This is a genomic window from Shewanella pneumatophori (assembly GCF_023283895.1).
Classification (GTDB): domain Bacteria; phylum Pseudomonadota; class Gammaproteobacteria; order Enterobacterales; family Shewanellaceae; genus Shewanella; species Shewanella pneumatophori.
In genome coordinates this window covers 31,709-56,188 of the sequence record NZ_JAKILB010000021.1, presented here as the reverse complement: position 1 = coordinate 56,188, position 24,480 = coordinate 31,709, and the positions used below count along the sequence as shown (strand labels likewise).

The following is a 24,480-nucleotide window of genomic DNA, read 5'->3' as shown; positions in this document are numbered from 1 at the left end:
AGTTGTGGCACCACCTGAATCCATTCCGAACTCAGAAGTGAAACGCAATATCGCCGATGGTAGTGTGGGGTCTCCCCATGTGAGAGTAGGTCATTTCCAGGCGCCTATTTAGATTTTCTAAGAAAATCGAGTCTCCTAGCCCTGACAAGCTAGCGACTTAAAAAGCATTTAGCATGATGCGTAAGCACTTTGCTAAAGGAGCGGTAGTTCAGTTGGTTAGAATACCGGCCTGTCACGCCGGGGGTCGCGGGTTCGAGTCCCGTCCGCTCCGCCAACATTACGATAAGCCCTGCTAGCAATAGCAGGGCTTTTTCGTGTCTCTAATTTAGTAATATACAGCGATAAGCTCTTTTTGATTGAGTTTTTATTCAGCTATCTGCGGTTGGTAAATTGTATACACTGATCACGCTTCTACAATATCGTGTGTCACTTGCTGTATAGTATGTGACTTCGCACAACTCTCTGTTGCTTTATAGAGCTATAATACCGCTCGAATGTAAAAAGGTTTATAAGATGGATTGCCGTTTAGGTTGTGGTGCTTGCTGCATTGCGCCTTCTATTACAACACCTATTCCTGGTATGCCTGATGGTAAACCTGCCGGAGTACGCTGTATTCAGCTCAATGAGCAAAACTTGTGTAAGCTGTTTGGTAAAGCTGAAAGGCCTGCTGTGTGTGGTCTTTTTGCTGCAACTGATGATGTATGTGGTAAAACAGATTCTGAAGCACTATGGCTAATAACTACGTTAGAAGCCGCAACAAATTAATGAAAGCTTAGTGTAGAGCTTCATCTAATATTTATTTTACGGATTGTCGATTAATGCAATTAACTCGTTATACAGATTATGGTTTAAGAACGTTGATGTACTTAGCGTTAAACTCTGAAAGAGAATCACTGTTTCGTATCTCTGAGATAACTGAAGTGTTTGATCTATCTGCTAACCATATATCAAAAGTGGTTCATCACTTGGGTAAATTGGGTTATCTACAAACTGTGCGTGGTAAGAGTGGCGGCTTTAAGTTAGCTAAGCCAGCATCTGAAATAAATATTGGTCAGGTGGTGCGCTCACTTGAAAATTCTTTGGCACCCATTGATTGCACTAAACCTTACTGCTTGTTTACCCCTGCTTGTAAGCTTAAAGGGGTATTAGGTGAGGCGGTTAATGCGTACTTAGCCGTGTTAGATGGCTACACTTTAGAGATGATTGTGGCTAATAAGCCAGAGCTTAAAGCTCTACTGCCTGATCTTTCGATCTCAATCCTGCAATAACCTAGTTTCTGCTGCCGCTGTGGCAACACTTGGTTGTGGCAGCAAATTCGATGCGTGCACCAATTGGATGTTCTCAGCATTCAACCTGAATAAGTTTGTGGTCAAAAAGGCTATTGTTTCAGGGTAAGGGTGCGCGATCACCACTATTTGCTCTTTGGTTTTTGCGAGTGCCATTGCTTGTTTGAATTGCTTTTCTAAACCTGCCTTTGACTTATCATTATCTAGAAATATTTCTCTTTTAAGTAAAGGTACACCTACAGACTGTGCCATCGCGCCTGCTTGGGTGTATTTGGTGGTTCTGCTATCGATAAAATAGATATTTTGTTGCTGTAGCGACTCCATGACCCAGCGCATAGGTTCACCTAACTGGGTGAGAAAACTACCCATATGGTTGTTGGCCCCACTTGCATGAGGAACACTTGCAACAGCATTGCTGATTTGGGTTTTAAGCTCGGTTTCGCTCATGGCATTGGTGAGCCCGCCGGGACCAATGGCTTTGCCGTTTAGTGCCTGCATTGGTAGATGCACTAAAATCTCATTCCCTTGTTGATAAGCTTTTGAGGCGAGCGTTTTCCCTAAAGGCGTATGCGGTAATATCGATAAGGTAATATTGGCAGGCAAAGTAAGTACAGCCTTATCTGATTGACGATATCCGATATCGTCAATAATGATGGCAATTTTGCTGGCGAACGCACTAGTGCTTGGTAACAAGAATAATATTAATAGTAAAAAATAACGCACTGGTATTTAGTTTTCTGCCTTAATCCATGCAATTGCCGAGCTGACCAACTTATCTTGAGCAACAGACTCACGGAGTGAATTTGTTGCGATTATAGGCATACTTTCTTCATCTGATACAGCCTCGATTTCAATTTTTATATCTGGTTCAATACCTTTCGAGTGGATATCTTTACCATTAGGCGTGGTGTATTTTGCTATGGTGAGCTTTATTGCATTGCCATCCATTAGGGTTGGAATAAGGCTTTGAATGGTGCCTTTACCAAAACTGGTTTGGCCGATAACGGTTGCGCGTCCATTATCTTGTAGTGCTGCTGCCAATACTTCAGACGCTGATGCAGAGCCTTTGTTGATTAGCACCGTAATCGGTGTATTCGCTGCCATGGTTTGCGGTGATGCGTAGTAATCTGAGTTTGCATCGAAGAATCGCCCTTCGGTAGCAACAATACGGCCTTTATCGAGAAACAGATCTGCTATGGTAATCGCTTGGTCAAGCAGTCCACCAGGGTTATTTCTCAGGTCGAGAATAATGCCGTTAAGCTCTGCTGATTGCCATGCTGACAATTGTTTAACAAGTTTGGGAGTGGTGTTTTCTTGAAAGCTGGATAAGCGAATGTAGCCTATTTTATTGTCTAAAATTGCCGCTTCAACTGAATTGATGGCTATGATGCTAGGTTGCAAAGTGACGGTGTAAGTATCTTCGCTATTGGCTCTAAGCATTTCTAGCTCAATAGGGAGCTTGTCATAGCTGTGCTGCTTAATTTGTTTTAGCAGACTTTCTAATTTATCAGCAGTCACTAGTTGGTCATTTAACTTGATGACACGGTCACCAGGTTTTATGCCCGCAGCAGCTGCTGGAGATTCAGCAAAAGGCGTGACGATGGTAATCTGATCATTATCGGTTGCTATCTCGACTCCAAAGCCGAAGTACTCACCGTTATTTGATTCTTGTACGCTGGTAAAGCTCTGCTTGTCGAGGAAGCTTGAATAGGGGTCGAGTTTAAGAAAAATACCTTCTATAGCGCCCTCTATTAACTCTTCTTCGGAAATTTTATCGACATAATAGGTTTCAATCGTGTCGATAACGTCCAGCAGCATAGGGTAATTGATACGTTGTTTATATTGTTGACTATGCTCTTGGCCAACTAAGGTTAGCGATATTCCTAGCGCTAACCCCGCGAAAACGCAGCAAAAATAGCGTATACATTGTGTCATAATAACCCCTTGCTTTATAAGGGGTTATTTGGTCTAACGTTTGCAATACCTTGCAGGATCGACAGCTTGCCCCTTGTGCCTTACTTCAAAGTATAGGCCAGGCTGAGTCTGTCCACCTGAACGACCGACTAAAGCTATCGATTCACCTTTGCTTACCGTGTCGCCAGCATTTTTAAGTAACGCTTGTGCGTGACCATAAAGGCTCATATATCCCTTACCATGGTCGACAACTAAAACCATACCGAAACCACGCAGCCAATCGGCATAAATAACCTTTCCGCCAGCAATAGCATTTACATTTTGGCCTTCAGCAGCGGAGATGGTGACACCTTTCCATTTTACTTGGCCTGAACGCTTACTACCAAAGGCTGATTTTATACGTCCTTTAGTTGGCCATTTGAGTTTATGTCGGCTCGATAAACCATCGAAAGAAGGATTATTCTTTGCTGCCGCCAACGCTTGCTTGATGACTTGTTTAAGGCTTGCTTCTTCGATTTGTAACTGCTCCAGCATTGCACCGCTGCTGTTTAGCGTGCGTTGAAGCTGAGTAAGGGTATTTTGTCGCTGAGACTGCTCTTGGTTTAACTTTTTAGCCTGCTGCTGTTGTTCAAGTACAAGCTTGTTGAGTTTACTTTGTTGTTCTCGTTGCTCAATTTGAATTTCATCAAGCTCTGTTAGCGTGGTTTGTAATTGGTTAATTGAGTCGATACGGGCGTTGTTTAAATATTGATAGTAGGCCAGTAGTCGCTCGATACTTGCAGGTGACTGTTGATTTAACAGCATTTTGCTGTAATCATGGTTACCAGATAAATAGGCGCTTTGTAGCTGACTTGATAGTGATTTTTGCTGTGCAGACTTGAGTTTGTTCAATTGCACTTGCTTGCTTTCTAGCTCGGTAATTTTTTTATCGGTCTGACTTAAGTCTTGCTTGGTACGATTGACTTTAGTTGCCGCTTGCGCGATCGCTTTTTCATCCTCTTTTAGAAGCGAGACTAATCTTTCCCTTTGCTTATTGGTGTTTTTCACCTCAGATTGTTGCTTGTTAATCTGCGCTTGAATTGATTTAAGCTCAGATTGACGACGCTCGAGATCCGTGGCGTTAACCGCTAAAGGAAGTGATAGAAAGCCAGCAATAATGCTGGCTTTAATAAAAAATCGAATGTTCACGTGTTGGTATACTACTCTTTGAGTTTTATTATCGAGCGGCCGGTCATCTCTGCAGGCACGTCTTGTCCCATCAAGGTTAACATAGTCGGCGCTAAATCACTTAAACGACCACCATTTTCGATTTCTGCGTCACGTCCAACATAGATTAGTGGCACTAATTCGCTGGTGTGTGCAGTATGTGCTTGGCCAGTAGATTCATCGGTCATTTGCTCTGCATTACCATGATCGGCTGTAATCAAACATTCGCCGCCCACTTTTTCTAATGCTTCCACAACGCGACCGATGCAGCTATCAACAGCTTCACAAGCTTTGACTGCCGCATCGAAATTACCAGTGTGGCCAACCATGTCGCCATTTGGATAATTACAGATAATCACATCGTAATCAGTCGACTCAATAGCGGCAACTAACTTGTCTGTTAGTTCTGCTGAGCTCATTTCTGGCTGTAAGTCGTAAGTGGCGACTTTTGGTGATTGGATCAGAATGCGGTCTTCACCTTTAAACGGCTCTTCTTTACCGCCGTTAAAGAAAAAGGTTACATGGGCATACTTTTCAGTTTCAGAAATACGTAACTGAGTCAGATCGCGATTCTGCAGTGTTTCACCTAAGGTATTAACTAAATCACTTGAAGGGTACGCAATTGCTGTGTCGATATCTGCTGCGTATTCAGTCAGCATCACAAAGTTAACTTTAGGCGTAACCTTGCGTTCAAAACCGTCAAAGTCTGCATCAACAAAGCTGCGAGTAATCTGGCGAGCACGGTCAGCACGGAAGTTCATGAAAATCAGTGCGTCATCGTCTTCAAGTTTGGCGATGTTACCAGCTGCATCAGGAATAGCGGTGCTGGCAACAAACTCATCATTTTCGTCGCGAGTATAAGCCGCTTCAATGGCTTCTACCGCGTTGGCAGCTTGATGCAAGCTGTTACCTTCGGTAATTAGCTCGTAAGCTTGCGATACGCGATCCCAGCGGTTGTCACGGTCCATTGCGTAGTAGCGACCGATAAGTGATGCAATTTGGCCGGTACCTAAGTTTTTAAATAATTCGTCGAAGTAAGCTAAACCAGGTTTAGCACTACGTGGCGGCGTATCGCGGCCATCGAGGAATGCGTGCAAGTAAACTTTTTTAGCGCCACGAGATACAGCTAAACGGCACATAGCTTCGATATGGTCCTGATGACTATGAACACCACCTGGAGATAGTAATCCCATAATATGCACGGCGCCATCGGCTTTAATTGCCGCATCAACGGCAGCGGTTAGTGCTGGGTTACTGTTGAACTCACCGTCTTCAATAGACTTGCCAATTCTCGTTAACTCTTGGTAGACAATTCGGCCTGAGCCAATGTTGATATGTCCGACTTCAGAGTTACCCATTTGGCCATCAGGTAGGCCTACATCTAAGCCAGAACCTGAGATTAAACTGTTTGGATATTTTGCATTTAACTGATCTAAAACCGGTGTTTTTGCATGAAAAACCGCATTTTTTTGCGTGTTTTCACGGTAACCCCAGCCATCGAGGATCAGCAATGCCAACGGGCGTTTGCGTGTCGTCATGGTAGTACCTTTAAGTTTAAAAAATTAAGTTTGAAATCGGAATTGGTTAAATATTACTACCAATTAGCATCGTGCATAAAGACATTTACCAAGATTAGGCTTATCGAATTGCCCTATTGATGTTATTTGAGAGGTGTTGGAAGGCGGCTAGCGTGACTAACGTTCTGTATTCTGGCCCAAGCGATGGTATACTCTGTGCCCTCATTATATTTGGCCCAGAAGAGTAGGCAGTTAACGATGCAAGAATATATGGAATTTTTTAAAGCGAACCCGATGCTAAGTATTGCTTGGGTTGGTTTGTTTGTCGGACTTATCGTGGTTGTATTTAAGTCTAGCGTGTCTAAAGTGAAAAATGTTAATCATCAAGAAGCCACTTTGATGATCAACAAGCAAGACGCCAAAGTCGTTGATGTACGCGGTAAAGAAGAGTTTAAGAAGGGCCATATCGTTGGTGCAATCAATTTACCATTAGCAGATATAAAAAATAATCAGCTTGGTAACCTTGAAAACGCAAAAGCGAGTCCCATTATAATGGTATGCAACGCTGGAATGACTTCATCTCAAGCTGCTCAGCTGATGGTTAATCATGGTTTTGAAAACGTGAATAACTTGAAAGGTGGTATGGGTGAATGGCAGTCAAATAACTTGCCTGTTTCAAAAAGTAAAAGATAGAAGTGTTAGCCTGGCCATTGATTTTTTGTTGAGTAATTGATTAGAGTGTTAACGCTTAACTTATTGTGGTTACCGGCATTGAACTGAGGGACGAGTTCCCTCCCAAAAAGCGTCTGTTGACTAAATAAATCAAAAACCGGGAGCGCAAATTGGATTGCCCAAGTTTGCAAAGCCCTGAGACTGGCTCTTTTGAAGTAGCCTCATTAACATTTTTTAAAGGTAGGATAGTATGGCTGAAGTAGCAAACAACGAACAACAAGGTCCACAATTCAACATTCAACGTGTTTACACAAAAGACATCTCTTTTGAAACACCAAACAGCCCAGCTGTTTTCCAAAAAGAGTGGAACCCAGAAGTTAAGCTTGATCTAGATACTCGCAGCAACAAACTATCTGATGACGTATATGAAGTAGTTCTGTCTTTGACTGTTACTGCTAAGAACGGCGAAGAAACTGCGTTCCTATGTGAAGTTCAGCAAGCGGGTATCTTCGCTATCGCTGGTCTAACTGAACAGCAGCTAGCTCACTCTCTAGGTGCATACTGCCCTAACGTTCTTTTCCCATACGCTCGTGAAGCAATTGGTAGCCTAGTTAGCCGTGGTACTTTCCCACAACTAAACCTAGCTCCAGTTAACTTTGACGCACTATTTGCTCAGTATGTTCAACAGCGTCAAGCTGCAGCAGCTGAAGCACCAGCAGAAGAAGCTAACGCTTAATAGCATGAAAAACACTGCCGACATTACGGTACTGGGGGCGGGCTCTTACGGGACCGCCCTTGCCATTTCTTTAGCAAGCAATGGCCACAGAACCATGCTTTGGGGCCATGAACCCGAGCACATTGAAAACCTGAAAAATGATAAGTCTAACGAAGCATTTTTGCCGGGTATTCCATTACCAGACTTACTGATCCCTGAAGCTGATTTAGCAACAGCACTGGCAGCATCTAACAATGTGCTAGTGGTAGTGCCAAGCCATGTTTTTGGATTAGTACTGACTCAAGCAAAGCCGCTATTACGTAAAGATTCTCGAATTGTATGGGCAACTAAAGGTCTAGAGCCTGAAACTGGCCGTTTAATTCAAGATGTTGCGCGTGAAGTGATTGGCGATGAGTTCCCGTTAGCTGTGCTATCTGGACCAACTTTCGCTAAAGAGCTTGCAGCAGGTATGCCAACTGCAATTTCGATTGCGGGTACCGATCCACAGTTCACTAAAGATTTAGTTGAATTACTGCATAGCCCTAAACGCTTACGTGTTTACGCCAACGACGACTTTATTGGTCTGCAACTTGGTGGCGCGGTTAAGAACGTTATTGCTATTGGTGCCGGACTTTCTGACGGTATTGGTTTTGGCGCAAACGCTAGAACAGCACTTATTACTCGTGGCTTAGTTGAGTTAACTCGACTAGGTGAAGCGCTTGGTGCTCAAGGTTCGACCTTTATGGGTATGGCTGGTTTGGGTGATTTGGTACTGACTTGTACAGACAACCAGTCGCGCAATCGCCGTTTTGGTTTAGCATTAGGTAAAGGCTGTGATGTTGAAACGGCACAAGATGAAATCGGTCAAGTGGTTGAAGGCTATCGCAACACTAAAGAGGTTTATACGCTAGCTAAGCGTTTAGGCGTCGAGATGCCAATCACCGAACAGGTTTACCAAGTCTTGTATAAAGGTAAGTCTCCAGTTGATGCAGCTAAAGAGTTACTTAGCCGTGAGCAAAAGTCTGAGACATCGTCGGCAGAATAGTATTTCAGCTATTAAACTGAATAACTAATACCGTTGATTAAAGCCGAAGCCTAGCTTCGGTTTTTTGTTTTTGCGGTATTGAGCTGCTGGCATCAGTACTTCCATTTACAACTATCACTTCATGCCATCCGTGGCGTAGATGTTGATAGCAGCATAAGTACTTCCATGTACAAATAACAATGCTAAAATAGCGCCCCTTTTATGCTCAGAACTTACCCTAGTTTTGAGGCTAACTACGTTTTTAGGAGTTATCGAGTGAAGCATCATGACGTCATCATTATTGGAGCTGGAGCGGCAGGCCTTATGTGCGCAGCCTCTGCGGGTTACCGTGGCCGTGATGTATTAGTGCTGGATAACGCTAAGCAAGCGGGACGTAAAATCCTGATTAGTGGCGGCGGTCGCTGTAACTTCACCAATCAGAAAGTAGAACCTAATAATTTTATTTGTGGCAATAGCCACTTTGTAAAATCGGCTTTAGCCCGTTACCGTTCAAGTGACTTTATCGAATTGGTCGAGCGTCATGGCATTGAGTATCACGAGCGCGATCATGGTCAATTGTTCTGCAATGACTCAGCGAAAGAGATTGTGACTATGCTGCTTACCGAGTGTGAGTGGGCTGGCGCGCAAATTAAACTGCGTACTGAAATTAGTGAGATCAGCAAAAATGCAGATGGCTTGTTTGAACTGATAACCGACAAAGAACACTACTCTTGTGAGTCGTTAGTGCTTGCCACCGGTGGCTTGTCTATGCCAAAACTGGGCGCATCTCCTTATGGTTATCATATTGCTCAGCAGTTTGGTTTAAAGGTGCTGCCAACCCATGCTGGATTAGTACCGTTTACTTGGCACAGCGATCAAAAGCAGCGCTTTGAACCGTTATCAGGTATTGCGGTACCAAGCACTATTACTGCTAAAGACGGCACTCAATTTAGCGAGGCATTGCTATTTACCCATCGTGGCCTTTCAGGGCCTGCTATTTTGCAGATCTCAAATTACTGGAACCCTGGCGAAGCCATTAGCATTAACTTGCTACCGGGGGAGGATGTGCGTGCCAAGTTACAGCAAGCGCTTGAGGCGAGTCCAAAACAAAGTCTGCGCAATGCGCTGTCGCAATGGTTACCTAAGCGTCTAGTTGAAGTGCTGTTTGAAGAGTCATTATTGAACAAAGCGCTTAATCAGTTAGTTCATGCTGAGTTAGAGCAATTGGCCGTCGATCTTGAGTCTTGGACCTTAGTTATGAATGGCACCGAAGGTTACCGCACAGCAGAAGTCACTTTAGGCGGTGTTGACACCAATGAGCTATCTTCAAAAACCATGGAAGCTAAAACCGTTTCAGGTTTGTACTTTGTTGGCGAAGTGATGGACGTAAGTGGTTGGTTAGGTGGCTTTAATTTCCAATGGGCGTGGAGCTCTGGAGTTGCAGCTGGCCAAGCTGTATAAGGTGTTTTGGAACAATAAAAACTATAGCCTTGAGATTTTAAATTGTTTTTTGTTTCCGCGCTTAGCGGTATATATTTGAATAATTAGCGTCTAGTTTAAGGAAGAACTAGCGCAATGAATTAGCTTTTTACCATATTTTCAGATACTTCCTGCCAAAGTTTTACTCTCTAAAAAGTCGTACCTTCCAAATACAGCCTTGTAAATCGTATTCGTCAATGTGATCCCTAGCGGTGGCAAAAAATCATGCTCTTTTTCTCTAGACTGCTGCACTTGTAAATAGACTAAGCTTTAGTCAATACTGTGTAGGTTGCTGGTTAGTTACTGAACTGTTGGTAATTATTGTAGTTGCTGAGGTTAAAAGGATATTTTCAGATGCCGACTCCAAATGCTGAGGTTATTTATTACGTAGAGCTTAACGCTGCATTTTGGGCGGTAACGGCTGATGGACAGTGGATTATGATTCTGCCCCATCAGATGTTGACGGATATACCAGTCCACGATCTGCAGACTGAAGCTATTCAAGTCGATAGTAACGGTAATAAATATAGTGTTATTGATGGTATAAAAGTTCCTATTCCTCAGAATGTTACTCAGTTAAGCACCATAGAAAATAATGCCGAGCCGCAAGAGCAAGAACAGCGGGAAAGTCGCAATCAAAGTGACTCTGCGAGTGAACAACAAGATGGCTTGAACTTAATTTATCAAGTGGTTCGATCTGATCACGACAGTGTTATTGCTGAATCAGGTTTTACCACCCAAGGAGATCAACTCACATCCCAAGCTAATAACCAGTTTACCGCTAGTCAGCAAGACACATTTATACCTATCACCTTAACCGTTGAATTTATTGATATCGACGGTTACCTCAATCAGTTTGAAGTACCTAAAGTCATTTTATCTGGTAGCGCTATTAACGCTGCCGATGGCCAAATTCTAGAGCTAACCATTACTGATAGTCTTGGTTTGTCTCAAAGTTTTAGCGTGACAGCTTTTAATCAACAGTGGCAGCTTGATGCTGTTGATTTGCAGTTATTTGCAGAAGGAGAGCTTAATGCTGTAATTACTGCTTCAACTTATCCTGGTGAAGTAACCAGTGATACAGATAGCAGTATCAAAGACACATTAGCCGAGATTTCTATCGAAGTTGATACTGGTAACGACACTGTACTTAATGCTCGCGAGATAAAGCGGGTCGATATGGAAGGTGTTGCCAAAAATATCGAAGATGGGCAAACCGTGACTATTACGGTAACTGATATTAATGGACTGCAGCTCACCTTTACCACAAGTGTATTAAATGGCTTGTGGCAGCTTGAAAATAAAGACCTTTCTAGCTTAGCAGAAGGTCCGTTGCAATTTACTGCCGATAGTATTGATGTGGCAGGTAACCCTGCAAATGGTTTAGCTGAAGCTTATAAAGAGAGTCAAGCAGCAATTACTATCGCCGCGATCGATAACGATGGTGTGCTCAATCAGGTAGAGGCTGGGCAATCAGTGTTGGCAGGTGTTGTACGTAATGTTGAAGATGGTCGCCCAGTTGAAGTGTTTGTTACCGACATTAACGGCAAAACCTTGGTATTTAATAGTATTACCCGCAATGGCACTTGGTTGCTCGACGGAGTTGACTTGTCGTCACTGGCTGAGGGGGAATTAACCCTTAGAGCGATAACTTCAGACTTTGAGGGCAATATTGGCACCAGTACAAATACCGTGCTGAAAGACACCTTGGCCTCGGTCACCGTTGAGATAGTTGACAATGATGAGGTGGTTAATAGCCAAGAGCAGCAATCGGTAACAGTGCGAGGCACGGTCAGTAACATTGAAGACGGCCAAACTATCACCGTTGTTTTAACTGATAGTCTTGGGAACGAGCGTAGTTTCACTACTCTTGTGTCTGCAGGAGCGTGGCAGCTTACAGACATTGATTTAACCGGTTTTGCTGATGGCAGCCTAACCGCAACAGTATCGGTTGCAGATGCTGCGGGTAATCAAGCAACGGCTACAGATTCTATCGCGGTGGATATTCTTGCCTCGATTACCATTGATGTCGATACCGGCAATGACACAGTTATTAACGCACGTGAGATGCTGCGCGTCGATATGTCTGGTGAAGTGACAGACATTGAAGATGGTCAAAGAGTATCGATTATCGTTACTGACAATGCGGGTCAGCAATTACAGTTTATGGCGACGGTAATTAATGGCCGCTGGCAACTCGAAGATAAAGACTTATCTAGCCTCGCTGATGGTCCACTGACTTTTAGCGCTAGTGCAACTGATCTCGCAGGTAATACAGCAAGTGCCACTGATGATGCCTACAAAGAAAGCCAAGCCGCGATAACAATTACCGCCATTGATAACGATGGTGTACTTAATCAAACCGAAGTCGGTCAGTCTGTGCTTGGGGGCTTTGTTTATAACGTCGAAGATGGTCGTCCAGTCGAAGTATTTGTAACTGACATTAACGGCAAAACCTTAGTGTTTAATAGCATCACCCGCAACGGCACTTGGCTATTAGATGGATTAGACCTGTCATCACTGGCGGAAGGTGAACTAACCCTTAGAGCGATAACCTCAGACTTTGAGGGCAACATTGGTGTAGATACCAATACCGTGCTTAAAGACACCTTAGCCTCGGTCACGATTGAGATTGTCGATAATGATCAGGTGATTAATAGCCAAGAACAGCAAGCTGTTACGGTTCGTGGCACGGTCAGTAATATCGAAGATGGTCAGACTGTTACAGTAACCCTCAGTGACGGCTTAGGTAATGAGCGTAGTTTCACAACAGTTGTGGTTGCAGGGGCATGGCAACTATCAGGTTTAGATCTATCAGGCTTTGCTGATGGCAGTTTAACGGCAACAGTATCGGTTTCCGATGCCGCAGGTAACCAGGCAACGGCTACAGATACAATCGCGGTGGATATCTTAGCTTCAATCACCATCGATGTGGATACCGGAACTGATGCGGTGATTAACGCTGCTGAGATGGCAATGGTTGACCTATCGGGCACGGTTACAGACATTGAGGCTGGGCAAACGGTTACGGTAACCGTCACTGATATTAATGGTAAAACCTTAACTTTTACCACTATGGTTGTGGGCTCTGGTTGGCAAATTGATGATGCAGATCTGTCGAGTCTTAGCGATGGAGCGTTAAGTTTCTCTGCCAGTGCAACCGATGTGGCAGGCAATGTGGTTGATGCGACAACCAGTGCCGACAAAGACAGCCTAGCCAGTATAACGGTTGAAATTGTTGATGATAACGGCCTGATTAATACTGCAGAGTCAATAGATGCAACTTTAGCCGGCACAGTTACTAATATCGAAAACGGTCGCCCCGTAGTGATCACTGTTACTGATATCAATGGCAAAACCGTAACCTTTAACAGCGTGGTGGTTAATGGCGCTTGGCAGGTTGAAAATGTCGATTTGTCGGTATTTGCAGACGGTCAGCTATCGTTACAAGCGAGCAGTTCAGATCTTGCTGGTAATCCGGCAACGGCGACTAATAGCGCTGTTTTAGATACTCAAGTCGCTATCGACATCGACACTGGAGCAAATGGTTTTGATGCAGCCCTATTTATATATGGCGTACAAAAATCCCTGAGCGGGACAACAACCGGAGTCGAGGCTGGCCAGACAGTAGTGCTAAACCTCTCTGATGGCGTTAATAGCATAAGCTTTAGTACAGTTGTTGCTGCAGATGGTAGTTGGCTATTTGATAACATTGATGTAGCTGGTTTAAATCGTCGAACCTCTTGGAGTCTAGACGTTACTGCTACCGATCAAGCTGGCAATAGTGCAACAGATGCTATGCCAACCTTGTTGGTTCCTGATATCGCCTCGTTATATGAAGTGGTGCTTAACGTAAGTTCAAGTACCAGTGTAGAAGTGCCGATTGATATTTTTGATGCCGACGTTAGCATCACTGCTGAACAAAGCCGTTTATTGTTGCTCACATCTGAGGGGCAAGCGCTCAGCATTAATGTTGCTGCGGATGGCCAGTCATTTGTTCTTACCCGTGATGGTGACGGTAAAGTCGTGATGACAGCAAGTTTATCGGCATCAAGTTTAAATGTGACCCTGTTTCAACCTATGGATGAGCTCAATAATAAGAATGTGCTCAGTTATATCCGCCTGAGTGGGGTACAACACGATGCTGACGGGACTTCAGAAGAGATCATTACCTATGCAGTGCTGAACATTCGCGACTCAAGAGCTTTTGCTTTTGATGATCATGCGTTTGTGGTCGAAGATACAGTGGCTGTGGGCTCACTACTGGGTAATGATTACACTATTGAAGGGCCGCTAACGCTAACATCGGTTAATTATAATGGTACTGACTATCCTGTTACCCCCGGTGCTGCAGCGGTAATCAACACTCCTCAAGGAGTGATCACTATTCAGTCTAACGGTAGTTGGAGTTTTAGCGTAGCAGACAACCTTGATAACTCGGTATTACAAGAGGTTGAGCTGGTCTATACCGTGGTTGATGTGGATGGCAGCAGCGCTAATGCCAATGCGACCTTCACTATTGCAGATGGCGTCGCTGGCAGTATGACTGATGTAATAGGAACAAATACTGAAGCTGATATTGATGCTGCAGTGCAAAGCACCTTGAAGACCTTCATGGTTACGGCTGGTTCAGATACGTTAATTGCAGACTCTATTCGATTTACCGCATTAACGCCGTTCCAGTTAGCCAATCTTGGCTTAACAAGTAGCGGAGTCGCGCTTAAATTTGAATTGTCGAATAACGGTAAAACCTTAACTGCGAAAACGGATAACGCATCAGCTACGGTAGTATTTAGCATTACGTTATCAGCTAGCAATACTGGTGATGACTTAAGCGTGGATGCCGTTTTTAATCAATCAGCTCCTTTGGATCATTTATCTAATGATCTGATTGAGATTATCACTCAAGTTACCGCCACCGATTTAGACGGTACCGATATCAACCAAGGCAATCTAACTTGGCAAGTCAGCGATGGTAACTCGCCAACATTAGTCAACATTAGCCAGCTTACTTTCGATGAAAACAATCTAATAGGCAGTGCCATTGTTAAAAATGGTAGTTTTGATGTGCTGGTGGGCAGTGATGCTGTTGCTTCCGTTGGTTTTGCCGCTTTAGGACTACAACCTAAATTGACCGCAGCTGGTGAGCTTATTCAGTATCAAATCAGTGCTGATGGTTTGACGCTAACGGGGCATACCGGCGATGTTAATTCACCTGTGTTTGTTATTGAGCTAAGTGAAACATGGAGCGCCACTAGCGACAGCATTAACCAAGCTTATAGTTTCACTTTGTTTAAAGCATTTGATCAAACGTTTAGCGAAGATATCGACTTTTCACTGTTAGTGACCGACTTCGATGGCGACTCATCGACAGCAACGTTAACGGTTACTGTGCAAGATGCTGATGCAGCGACGATAAACGATATCAATTTAAGCGTTAGTGAGCTGCCAAGTATTTCTGCCTTTGATAATACTGCAACGGGTTCTTTTAATGTCACTGCCAGTAAAGATCCTATTGTGGATATCAGTTTTGGTGTTACAGATGGAGCAGAAGTCAAAAATGCTTCCGGCATAACCTTAACTCAAAATGGTTCTACACTTTATTGGGTAGTAAAAGATGGCGGCGCCTCGATTGATGCTGTAACAGCAGACGGTGTATTGGTCTTTACCATGAGGTTACCAACAAATATTGATATCGGTGCTGAGACCAGCGGCACTGTTGAGCTCGATTTTAAATTAGTTAGCGCCATTGACCACTTAGGGGCTGCAGATGTCTTAGACACTCTTAATGTGATGGTCAATATTCGTGATAGCGATAATACCGTGTCATCGGCACAGGTTTCAGTTGCTATTTACGATGGCCAGAATGCCATCTTGCCTAATGCTCTGCAGCTTAATATCAACGAAGGTAACTTGACCACCGCCAATCCGATCTCCACCAGTGAAGTGCTTTCAACATCTTCTGGAAGTGACAAAATAATCGCGATCACACTAACGGACGGCTTCAGTTTTGGCAGCGTCTTTAGCGGTGGCGATAAAGTCATTCTTAATACAACGGCAAATAGTGACGGCTGGTATATAGCAACAACTGAAACTGGTGGCGATAAAGTATTTCAGATCCGCTTTAATGCCAATGGCAAAGTTGAGTTTAAGCAGTTTAAAGCGCTAGATCACGCCAATGCTAATGGCGAAAACTCATTAGACTTAGTATTTGAAGTCAATGCGATAGATGCTGATAACGATAAGTCTGCAGCGCAAACTATCACTGTTACTGTTAAAGATGATATTCCTGAAGACACAGCCAAAACATTAGCGTTCTTTGAAAGTAGCGGCGATGTGTACAGCGTGCAAATGTTCTCGGCCGCTCAGCAAGGTGCGGATGGCGCTAAAGTTACCCAAGTCACTTATAAAGGGGTAGTCTATGCTGTTGGGGCAACAATCGAATTATTTACCGATGCAAACCCTGCGGTTGTGAAGTATGGGGAGCTGGTGGTTGATGAGAATGGTCTCGCAACGGTAACTACTTTTGAATTTGCTTACAATGAACAGCAATTTAGTGAAGATGTGTTGCTGCAAATTACCGATGCCGATGGTGATATTGCCACCGACACCTTAACCATAATAGCTAAAGACGCTGAGGGTTCTGTCGAGGTCTTTAACACACAATTTATTGAAGACACCAATACTGTTTTTGGTGTTGAAGCTAGACCGGGTGATATCGACGAAAGTGAATTTGTTATCAGTATGGTGTTTGATGCTGCGGCACTACAGGGCGGGATTTTATTGCTCGATGGCGTAGAAGTTCCTAAGGATGCTGATGGCAATTATATCTTATCTATTTTAAATGGATTATTAACTGAAGACTTGCTGACGCGGGTGGCTATTCCCAATGGTGACTTAAGTTATCAACCAATTGAAGATGGCTCTGATGCTACGGCTAGTGCAGCATTTGTTATAACGGTCAATATCACTGGCAAGCCGCCGATTACAACGACTGTACCTATTACAGTTGAATCCGTGGCTGATACGCCAACTTGGGATCCAGGCAGTGAGTTTAGTTACTCAGTTAACGAAGATGCTAATGCTTTCAATATTAATATTCATGCCAGTTCTAAGGATGAAACGAACGTAGATCCGCAGGGCTCAGAAACCGTTACTTACGTGATTACTGATATCAGTGCAGGGTTAACGTTGACAGTGCTTGGCCTGACAGTTACCGATGGTATGAGCATTAGCCAAATGCAGTTAGATAACCTGCTTGCTACAGTGGGTGAAAACCTAGCTGGCAAATTTAGTTTTAATGTGCAAGCAAAAACCACAGAAAGTGATAACCGAGATAGCGCATTAAGTAGCGTAGAGACGGTTACCATTAATGTTGTGCCAATTGCGGATAAGCCAACCCTGACAACCCAAAACATACGTAGTGATGAGGATGCCCCGATCCTACTTAAAGCCGTTGTTTCTGGCACACTAACAGATACATCTGGCTCAGAATTTTTGAGTTTTGAATTTACCTTACCCGATGGTTGGTCGATAGACTCGCCTTCAGCTAGCTTTAATGGCAGTGTTTGGACTGTGTTAGCTTCAGAGGTTGATAGTGGCGTCGCCAAGCTTATGCCTGCTGATGACGTAAGCTCTGCCAATTTAGGTCAGTTCTCTATATCGGTTAGAAGTTTTGCCACAGAGACATCGCAAGATGGAGTGGATCCGGCCGACGGGGTTATTCATCCTAACCCAAGGTATAGCGATGCAAGTACGGTGACAGTGACCTTGACCGGGGTTGCGAATGATCAGCCAGTGATTAATGCCGACCCTAATATATGGGCGATAGATAACGCGACAGGGGTTATTTCAAATGTGGTGGCATTTAATGAAGATGACAATATCGCATTAGATTTTACCATTGTGAGTTCAGATGACGATGGGTCTGAGTCGTTAGATTTGCGCGTAACCGGTTTACCAGAAGGTGTTATTTTTGTTGATTCAACAGGTAATGTGGTTAATCTTCCGGTAGTTGATTTTATTAATAATCAGCCGGTATATGGCGTGTCAGCCTCACTACTTGCCAGCTTAAGTTTACAACCAGTGGCTGACTTTAGTGGCCAAATCAGTTTGAGTATATTTGTGCAAAGCACTGAGCTTGATGGTGACTCAGCTGATTACCAATTAACGCTTAATATTGATATCGCTCCTGTTATCGATGCCAATGCAGCTTCTTTAGCCACTCTCAGTTATGGTTACGAAGATCAAGCTATTCCCCTCGACTTTACGCCTAATCTAAATGCTGACACTGATGGTAGTGAAACCGTCACCGGGTTGATCATTCCTTTCCAAGGTGCTGATGGTTTTACTTTAACTTTAGATGGGTCAAAGGTAACGATTCCAGTTGGTGGTTTAGATGTAACGACCTTGCTCGACAGTACCAGCCCAACCTTAGAAGCCTTGCTGCAGTCGGGACGTTTAGCTGCGGTGCCGCCCCAAGATGCCGATGGTAGTTTCTCTTTTGCGGTTAGCTATCAAATTACCGATACCTCAGAAACTGGCACTGTTGTGAGTGAATACATTGCTACTGAAATAACAGTAGTGGTAGATGCAGTGGTTGACTTAACTACCCACTTGCAAAGCGAGCAAGGATTGCTAGTTAGCACCGATGGTAATGCCATTGATTTAACGGGCCAAGGCTTGTTTTTTGATGGTGATATAGATGGCTCAGAAGTATTAGATTATGTCGTTATTACCGTGCCAAGTGGTGACGGTTGGTATGTATATCATCCAAATGGGGCGATTGATGACGGCGATGGCCGTTGGATCATTCCGGTAGATGGCATGACGAGTGATACCGTGCAGGAGTACGCGTTAGATCTGCTTGCAGGAGCCACAATTATTAGTGAGTTTGCCACAGGTATAGAGCAAATAACGCTAGAAGCGAGAGTGCTAGATCGTGATGATGCCGAAATCATCAGCACTAGCTTTGAGGTGCAGTTTACCCAAGGTGCGGGCTCCAGTCAGGCAACGGCAGTGGGTCAATTACAGATTAACCCTGCAGATGCAATTGAAGACACCACTATCGATTTTTCTGGCCACCTAAACCAGGTGCTGAGTGGTGATAGCAACGATCTGATTAGCTTTAGGGTGTTGGCGTCAGATTTACCTGAGGGTGGCTACTTTACCGGTAGTGATGTTACCGCTGTTTATGATGCCAGTGGCGAGAATATTATTGAGTTTGTGTTTACTTCTGCCTCGCTAGGCAATTTAAAACTGCACAACATCAGCGAAGATTATGCTGGTGAACTGAATATTCCTATTCGAATTATTGCTACCGACACCCTAAGTGGTGACACCAAAATTGATGACAGTCAAAGCCTAGAAGTCGAAATTACGCCTGTCGCCGACGGCGTTGAATTGATAGTCGCCAATAGGGTAATGCAAGAAGATGCACCTATACCATTGGGCATTAGCTTGCTATTTGATGACCCAGATGCAAGCCCTACAACGGGTGGCTCAGAGCAAATCCTATTTGGTGACAGCAATAATCCCATCACGATCACCTTGCTTGATGGCGGTGTAATAAATGACATAACCGGGCTATGGTCATTAAAGGCTGGAACTACCGACACATGGGAGTTTACCGGCACCACCATGGCTGCGTTGAACTTGTCCCTAGGCCTGTTAGAGTTTGTGCCGACAGAACATTTAAGTCGTGATTTTAGGCTCAAGTTATCAGCTACAACCATAGATACCGCAAGCATAAACGGCGTAGATGTTACTGACCAATCTCCATTTGAAAACACCTTTACCATAGAGGTTACTCCTGTAACTGATGCGGCAAACTTACCCGGTGATACGCAAATCTTTACTGGTCAAGAGGACAGTTTGATCGCGCTATCGGGGTTGGACATGAGTAGTTTAGGTTTGATCGACCAAGATGGCTCTGAGGTTATTTATCTTACGATTCAAGGCGTACCAAGTGGTGCTGTGTTGTATTTTCAAGATGGCGCCAACTTAGTGCAACTGCCTAACGAAGGTAAAGATGGTGGCAGCTTTAATGGTTCGCCTACCTTTTCTTGGGCGGTCACTCCTGCTCAGCTTGCAGGGCTAGTACTGCAGCCGCCGTTAGATTTCAGTGGTGATATTCCGCTGTCAGTCCAAGCTATTACTCAAGAGTTGGGGACGACCGATTTTGTTACTTCAAGCGCCAATATAGTTGTTGGCGTGTCGCCCGTTGCCGATGGTATTGAAGTGATTACCGCGCCAGAGAGTCAATACACAAGTCTTGAAGATGAAGTCATTAACATCGACCTTAATGCCAAGATTAATGAGTTTGATGGTACAGAGCTTATCTCGGTCAAAGTCATAATCAGCTCGGCAGATGCCTCTGCACTCGTTGGTCTTGAAAGTATAAAAGTGGGCAGCAGTTTAGTGTCGCTGCAATATGACGCGGCTAATAATAACTATTTTGCAGTGGTGACGGTCGTGAGCCCAGTGACACAGTTACAGATTTTCCCTGGGGACTTGGCATTTGGCACCTTAGACGTGCAGTTAGAATTGAGTTCCCTCGACACTGGGGTAGTGCTTGGTAGTATCGAGACCGATACTAGCACAGCTGAAGTGCTTAACTTTGAAGTTGAGATTACGCCAGAAGTGGATGCACCTGTATGGACTCAGGTTGGTGACGTTATGGCGAATGATGTAAATAACGTGGCCTTAAATTTAGGTATAAGTTTACAAAATCCGGCGATGAATGAGTCAGGAATACTCACTATTTACGGTGTACCTGATGGGATGACGCTATCAGCTGGTAGCCAAAGTGGCGACAAATGGGTGGTTGATTTTATTGATGTAGGCTCTTTAAAAATTATTGGTGCTCAAGATGGCGACTCATTTGATTTAACTTTAGATCCAACCGCTGTTCTAGGGACCGATACAGCTGAAGGTGACGCCGAGGTGATTACCGTCACTGTTGATGTTCCCGCTCCTGCCACTATGTCTTTTGGGTCAATGAGAGCCTTTAGTTTGCAAGATGAGATGCGAATGGAGCAGATGCTTGAGCATAAAGAAAACTTTAGAGAAGCCATGCTGGCTAATGCTATTAAGCAAAGCTTAGAGCAGGATAATGAAACGCAGCCGTTAGTGTCTAATCAACATTCAGAATATGAATACGGTAGCCTGCCTAATGATGCGATATCTCGCCTTGAAGAAGATATGGCGCTATTGAGTCAGCAGCCATGATGAATAACAAGGCCGATATGCTTGCCAATGTCATTACTGAACTGTGCCAGCGTCTAGGGCTAGAATGTTCTGAACAAATGCTATTTAGTCAATTGCTGATCAAAGCTAACGGGTTAACCTGTAGGGAGTTGGTGCAAGCCTGTAATAATGTAGGTATTGAGGCGATAGAGCAAAAGCTAACGCTCACTAAAATGGCGTTACCGGCTATCGTATTTTCCAAGTTAGATGTGCCTGCTTTATTAGATAAAAACGCGGCGGGCGAGTGGCTGCTGTTGGCGGGTGATGGTCAGCAAACCATTATCAGCTCGGCGGAATTCAAGGCTAACTACCATCAAGATAGTTGGCACGTTAAGCGTAAACTGGTTACTGATGCCCGTAGCGAAGAACATCATTTTAGTGTTAAGCGTCACTGGTTATTAAGCGCCTTTGATGAAGTAAAACCTTTTTATGGCAGCTTTTTACTGGGGTCATTAGCGATCAATATTTTAGCTCTGGTTACGCCATTGTTTACCATGAATGTATACGACCGCGTTGTCCCCAATCAGGCTATTGACACGCTTTGGGTATTAGCAACCGGGGCTAGCTTAGCGATTATTTTTGACTGGTTACTAAAACAAGCTCGCACTCGCTTAGCCGATGTAGCGGGTAAGCAAGTCGATATCAAAATGTCGAATACCTTGTTTGCAAAAGTACTAGGTATGCGTTTAGAAAATCGGCCAGCCTCAGCAGGTGCTTTTGCCAAACAACTACAAGAATTCGATAGTATTCGCGACTTTATTACCTCTGCAACTTTAGTTACTGCTGTAGATCTCCCCTTTACTTTACTGTTTTTAGCCTTAATTGCTTGGCTAGGCGGTTACATGGTTTTAGTGCCTTTAGCCTGCATGCTATTGCTGTTAATCATAAGTTTTGTGATGCAGAAAAAGCTGATGGCAACGATTGAGCAAACTTCACAGCTTTCTACTCAGCGCCAAGCTCACCTAATCGAAACCTTAAATTTGCTGGTAGAAACCAAGCAAAACAACGGCGAAGCCAAAGCACAACGCATTTGGGATGACACTGTAAGTAGTTTGGCTGACTGGCAAAACGAATCGCGTATTGCTTCAAACACCTTAAGCCACAGCGTGATGAATAGTCAGCAGCTCGTCACCATAGGCCTGATTATCACAGGTGTTTATCAGATCCATGCGGGTAATTTAAGTATGGGGGGCTTGATTGCCATCGTGATGCTAAGCGGCCGAGCTGGCAATGCGATTAATCAAATTTCTATGTTGTTACTTAAGTTTAAGCAAACCCAATCGGCCATGACGGCGGTTAGTTCTATTCTTGAGCTTCCGCAAGAGCAGTACTTTGCTAGCCAGCCAAGCACTGCGGTTGGTTTTAATGGCTCAGTGTCGCTGCGTGATGCCAGCTTTACTTATCCAGACCAGCCATTACCAGCGTTTACCGCAGTAAATTTAGAGATAAAACCCGGCGAAAAAATCGGTCTGTTAGGGCCTGCGGGCGCGGGTAAGTCGAGCTTGTTATCAATCCTTGCTAGTCAATATCAGCTAAGCAGTGGTCAGCTGTTTTACAACAGGTTAGAAGCGCGTCAGTGGTCGGTGAGCGATATTCGAGAGCATGTTGGCTGGATGTCGCAGCAACCTACTTTGGTCTACGGCACAGTGTTAGATAACTTGTTATTCGGCTTAAAAGGCGTCGATGAGAACTTGCTCGCCAATACCATTATTAGCTCCGGTATCGACAAGCTTATGGACCGTTTAGGCAGTGGTCTCGATAGCCAAGTGGGTGAATTTGGCCGCCAGTTATCAGGTGGTCAGCGCCAGGCTATCGCTTTAGCTCGGGTGTTATTGCGCCAACCCAAATTACTGCTACTCGATGAGCCAACCAGCGCAATGGATGAACGCTCTGAAAATCAAATTATCGCGTGTTTATCGCAGGTTGAAACCTCAATGGTGATCGCTTCTCACAACCCAAGACTTCTTAGCCTATGCGATAGGATTTTAGTGGTAGATAAAGGCCGTATCACTATGGAGCAAACACCAGCTGAAATGAATCAGCGAGGTAAAAGCCGTATTAAAGCGGTTAATGTGCGCCAAAAAGGGGATGCCAAATGAGCGGGCGTTTGCACATCAAACATTTAGAGGGTGCCAAACGGGCGAATCAAGTGATCATGCTGGTGGCAGCACTGATAGTTGTCACCATTGTTTGGGCGTCTTTTGCCAAACTTGAAGAGGTGGTTGTTGGCGAGGGCAGAGTGGTGCCAACCCAAGCTGTACAGCAAATAGAAAGTCTAGATGGCGGCATCTTAAAACAAGTTTTGGTCAAAGAGGGGCAAACCGTTACGGCTGGGCAACCATTACTTATTTTAGATGAGCTGCGTTTTGCCTCCGCTTTCGACGAAGCCAGTATTCAGTCTGCGGCATTACAACGACAAAAAGCGCGTTTAGATGCTGAAATTGCCACTGTGGTAATTGATGACAAGGCAGATTTTTGGCGAGACAAGGTATTGATTGATGTGGTGGCAATTAGCGCTGCCGATGTCGCAGTGAGTAGCCGCTCAAAAGCCATATTTAGATCGCGTTTGTCGCAGTTATCTTCGCAATTAGAGCAATCTGCACAGGTGATAGAGCAAAAAATACAAGCCATTGAAGAGGCTAGAATCACTACTCAAGCGCAGTTAAGTGGCCTTAAATTGGTTAAACAAGAGATTGTGATGACTCGCGCTGCGGTGCGCGATGGAGCGGTTGCCGAGTTAGAGCTATTAAAGCTTGAGCGAGATGAGATCCGCCTTAAAGGTGAGTTGTCGGCGTCAAAGGCTAACGGCCGTCAGTTGCAAGCGGCACAAAGTCAGGCTGAGGCGGAGTATTTAACCGTTGCGCTAGACTTTTTGAGTCGCGCCGAGGCTGAGCGAAATGAGGTGGTTAATGAGCTAAATGCATTGACCGAAAGTATTAAAACATTAGCCGACCGTTTAGCGCGTACAAAAATTGTTTCGCCAATAAATGGCAATATAACCAATATATTATTACGCTCAATAGGAGCGGTAGTTGAACCGGGCGAGTCGATTATGGAGGTGGTTCCTCAAGATGGCGCATTGATTGTAGAGACCCGCATCGCCCCCAAAGATATTGCATTTGTACACACAGGACTCAAGGCGACCGTTAAATTTACCGCTTATGACTTTGTTATTTACGGTGGACTAGAAGGTGAAGTTATTTATGTGAGCTCGGATGCTCAGCAATTAGATGACGGCACCACCTATTTTGAAGCTCATATAAAAACTGAGCAAAACGTACTTAATGGCTGGCCGATTATTTCGGGAATGCAAGCCAGTACAGATATCTTAACCGGTGAAAAAACGGTTTTAAATTATTGGCTAAAGCCTCTATTACGCGCAAAAGCGAATGCACTTCGCGAACCATAAGGTAAGGATAC

General features: G+C 44.3%; 13 protein-coding genes, 1 tRNA gene and 1 rRNA gene. 11 read left to right on the top strand and 4 right to left on the bottom strand.

The features are described from left to right. The 4 genes from rrf to L2740_RS20580 all read left to right on the top strand — a co-directional run. Positions 1–102, top strand: a 5S ribosomal RNA gene (gene rrf, locus L2740_RS20595); the annotation flags it as partial. Positions 103–197: 95 nt separating this feature from the next. Then, positions 198–274: transfer RNA gene (locus L2740_RS20590), tRNA-Asp, on the top strand. A 239-nt stretch (positions 275–513) separates the two neighbouring features. Further along, positions 514–765: a YkgJ family cysteine cluster protein gene (locus tag L2740_RS20585; RefSeq protein ID WP_248470257.1), complete on the top strand. Its 252-nt coding sequence runs from the start codon at positions 514–516 to the stop codon at positions 763–765. Positions 766–818: 53 nt separating this feature from the next. After that, positions 819–1,268, top strand: a complete 450-nt coding sequence (locus tag L2740_RS20580) for an Rrf2 family transcriptional regulator (RefSeq protein WP_248470259.1) — start codon at positions 819–821, stop codon at positions 1,266–1,268. On the opposite strand, the gene L2740_RS20575 is transcribed toward L2740_RS20580, so the two are convergent. Genes L2740_RS20575 through gpmM form a run of 4 tightly spaced genes read right to left on the bottom strand, consistent with a single transcriptional unit; the run spans position 1,254 to position 5,944 of the window. Continuing rightward, the gene (locus L2740_RS20575) at positions 1,254–2,009 is read right to left on the bottom strand and encodes a divergent polysaccharide deacetylase family protein (RefSeq protein ID WP_248951913.1); all 756 of its coding nucleotides are present in this window, start codon (positions 2,007–2,009) and stop codon (positions 1,254–1,256) included. The two genes, L2740_RS20580 and L2740_RS20575, sit on opposite strands and share 15 nt — an antisense overlap. A 6-nt stretch (positions 2,010–2,015) precedes the next feature. Next, positions 2,016–3,221: a S41 family peptidase gene (locus L2740_RS20570; protein ID WP_248951908.1), complete on the bottom strand. Its 1,206-nt coding sequence runs from the start codon at positions 3,219–3,221 to the stop codon at positions 2,016–2,018. A gap of 33 nt (positions 3,222–3,254) precedes the next feature. Further along, complete coding sequence (locus L2740_RS20565; protein ID WP_248951906.1) at positions 3,255–4,388, bottom strand: murein hydrolase activator EnvC family protein; 1,134 nt, start codon at positions 4,386–4,388, stop codon at positions 3,255–3,257. An 11-nt stretch (positions 4,389–4,399) separates the two neighbouring features. Continuing rightward, positions 4,400–5,944 carry a 2,3-bisphosphoglycerate-independent phosphoglycerate mutase gene (gene gpmM, locus L2740_RS20560; protein WP_248951904.1) on the bottom strand — a complete coding sequence of 515 codons (1,545 nt, stop codon included), beginning with the start codon at positions 5,942–5,944 and terminating at the stop codon, positions 4,400–4,402. A 237-nt stretch (positions 5,945–6,181) separates the two neighbouring features. Between gpmM and L2740_RS20555 the strand changes: the two genes are divergently transcribed. From L2740_RS20555 to L2740_RS20525, 7 genes are all read left to right on the top strand, one after another. After that, a complete protein-coding gene (locus L2740_RS20555; RefSeq protein ID WP_028766646.1) occupies positions 6,182–6,616 on the top strand; it encodes a rhodanese-like domain-containing protein in 435 nt (144 codons plus the stop codon). A gap of 229 nt (positions 6,617–6,845) precedes the next feature. After that, positions 6,846–7,331 (top strand): protein-export chaperone SecB, encoded by a 486-nt coding sequence (gene secB / locus L2740_RS20550; protein WP_012157402.1) that lies wholly within the window; start codon positions 6,846–6,848, stop codon positions 7,329–7,331. A 4-nt stretch (positions 7,332–7,335) separates the two neighbouring features. Continuing rightward, complete coding sequence (gene gpsA, locus L2740_RS20545; protein ID WP_248470265.1) at positions 7,336–8,355, top strand: NAD(P)H-dependent glycerol-3-phosphate dehydrogenase; 1,020 nt, start codon at positions 7,336–7,338, stop codon at positions 8,353–8,355. A gap of 255 nt (positions 8,356–8,610) precedes the next feature. Further along, positions 8,611–9,795 (top strand): BaiN/RdsA family NAD(P)/FAD-dependent oxidoreductase, encoded by a 1,185-nt coding sequence (locus L2740_RS20540; RefSeq protein WP_248951902.1) that lies wholly within the window; start codon positions 8,611–8,613, stop codon positions 9,793–9,795. A gap of 372 nt (positions 9,796–10,167) precedes the next feature. Continuing rightward, on the top strand, positions 10,168–21,042 hold the full coding sequence (locus tag L2740_RS20535) for a T1SS-143 repeat domain-containing protein (RefSeq protein ID WP_248951901.1): 10,875 nt from the start codon (positions 10,168–10,170) through the stop codon (positions 21,040–21,042). Beyond that, positions 21,039–23,159: a type I secretion system permease/ATPase gene (locus L2740_RS20530; RefSeq protein ID WP_248951899.1), complete on the top strand. Its 2,121-nt coding sequence runs from the start codon at positions 21,039–21,041 to the stop codon at positions 23,157–23,159. The genes L2740_RS20535 and L2740_RS20530 overlap by 4 nt, the downstream gene beginning before the upstream one ends. Further along, on the top strand, positions 23,156–24,469 hold the full coding sequence (locus L2740_RS20525) for an HlyD family type I secretion periplasmic adaptor subunit (protein WP_248951897.1): 1,314 nt from the start codon (positions 23,156–23,158) through the stop codon (positions 24,467–24,469). Before L2740_RS20530 ends, L2740_RS20525 begins: the two co-directional genes overlap by 4 nt. Positions 24,470–24,480 lie beyond the last annotated feature (11 nt).

Bases quoted from the DNA above. Each gene is read 5' to 3' on its own strand.
- L2740_RS20585 (WP_248470257.1), top strand. From the start codon at position 514: ATGGATTGCCGTTTAGGTTGTGGTGCTTGCTGCATTGCGCCTTCTATT.
- L2740_RS20580 (WP_248470259.1), top strand. From the start codon at position 819: ATGCAATTAACTCGTTATACAGATTATGGTTTAAGAACGTTGATGTAC.
- L2740_RS20570 (WP_248951908.1), bottom strand. From the start codon at position 3,221: ATGACACAATGTATACGCTATTTTTGCTGCGTTTTCGCGGGGTTAGCG.
- gpmM (WP_248951904.1), bottom strand. From the start codon at position 5,944: ATGACGACACGCAAACGCCCGTTGGCATTGCTGATCCTCGATGGCTGG.
- L2740_RS20555 (WP_028766646.1), top strand. From the start codon at position 6,182: ATGCAAGAATATATGGAATTTTTTAAAGCGAACCCGATGCTAAGTATT.
- secB (WP_012157402.1), top strand. From the start codon at position 6,846: ATGGCTGAAGTAGCAAACAACGAACAACAAGGTCCACAATTCAACATT.
- gpsA (WP_248470265.1), top strand. From the start codon at position 7,336: ATGAAAAACACTGCCGACATTACGGTACTGGGGGCGGGCTCTTACGGG.
- L2740_RS20535 (WP_248951901.1), top strand. From the start codon at position 10,168: ATGCCGACTCCAAATGCTGAGGTTATTTATTACGTAGAGCTTAACGCT.
- L2740_RS20530 (WP_248951899.1), top strand. From the start codon at position 21,039: ATGATGAATAACAAGGCCGATATGCTTGCCAATGTCATTACTGAACTG.
- L2740_RS20525 (WP_248951897.1), top strand. From the start codon at position 23,156: ATGAGCGGGCGTTTGCACATCAAACATTTAGAGGGTGCCAAACGGGCG.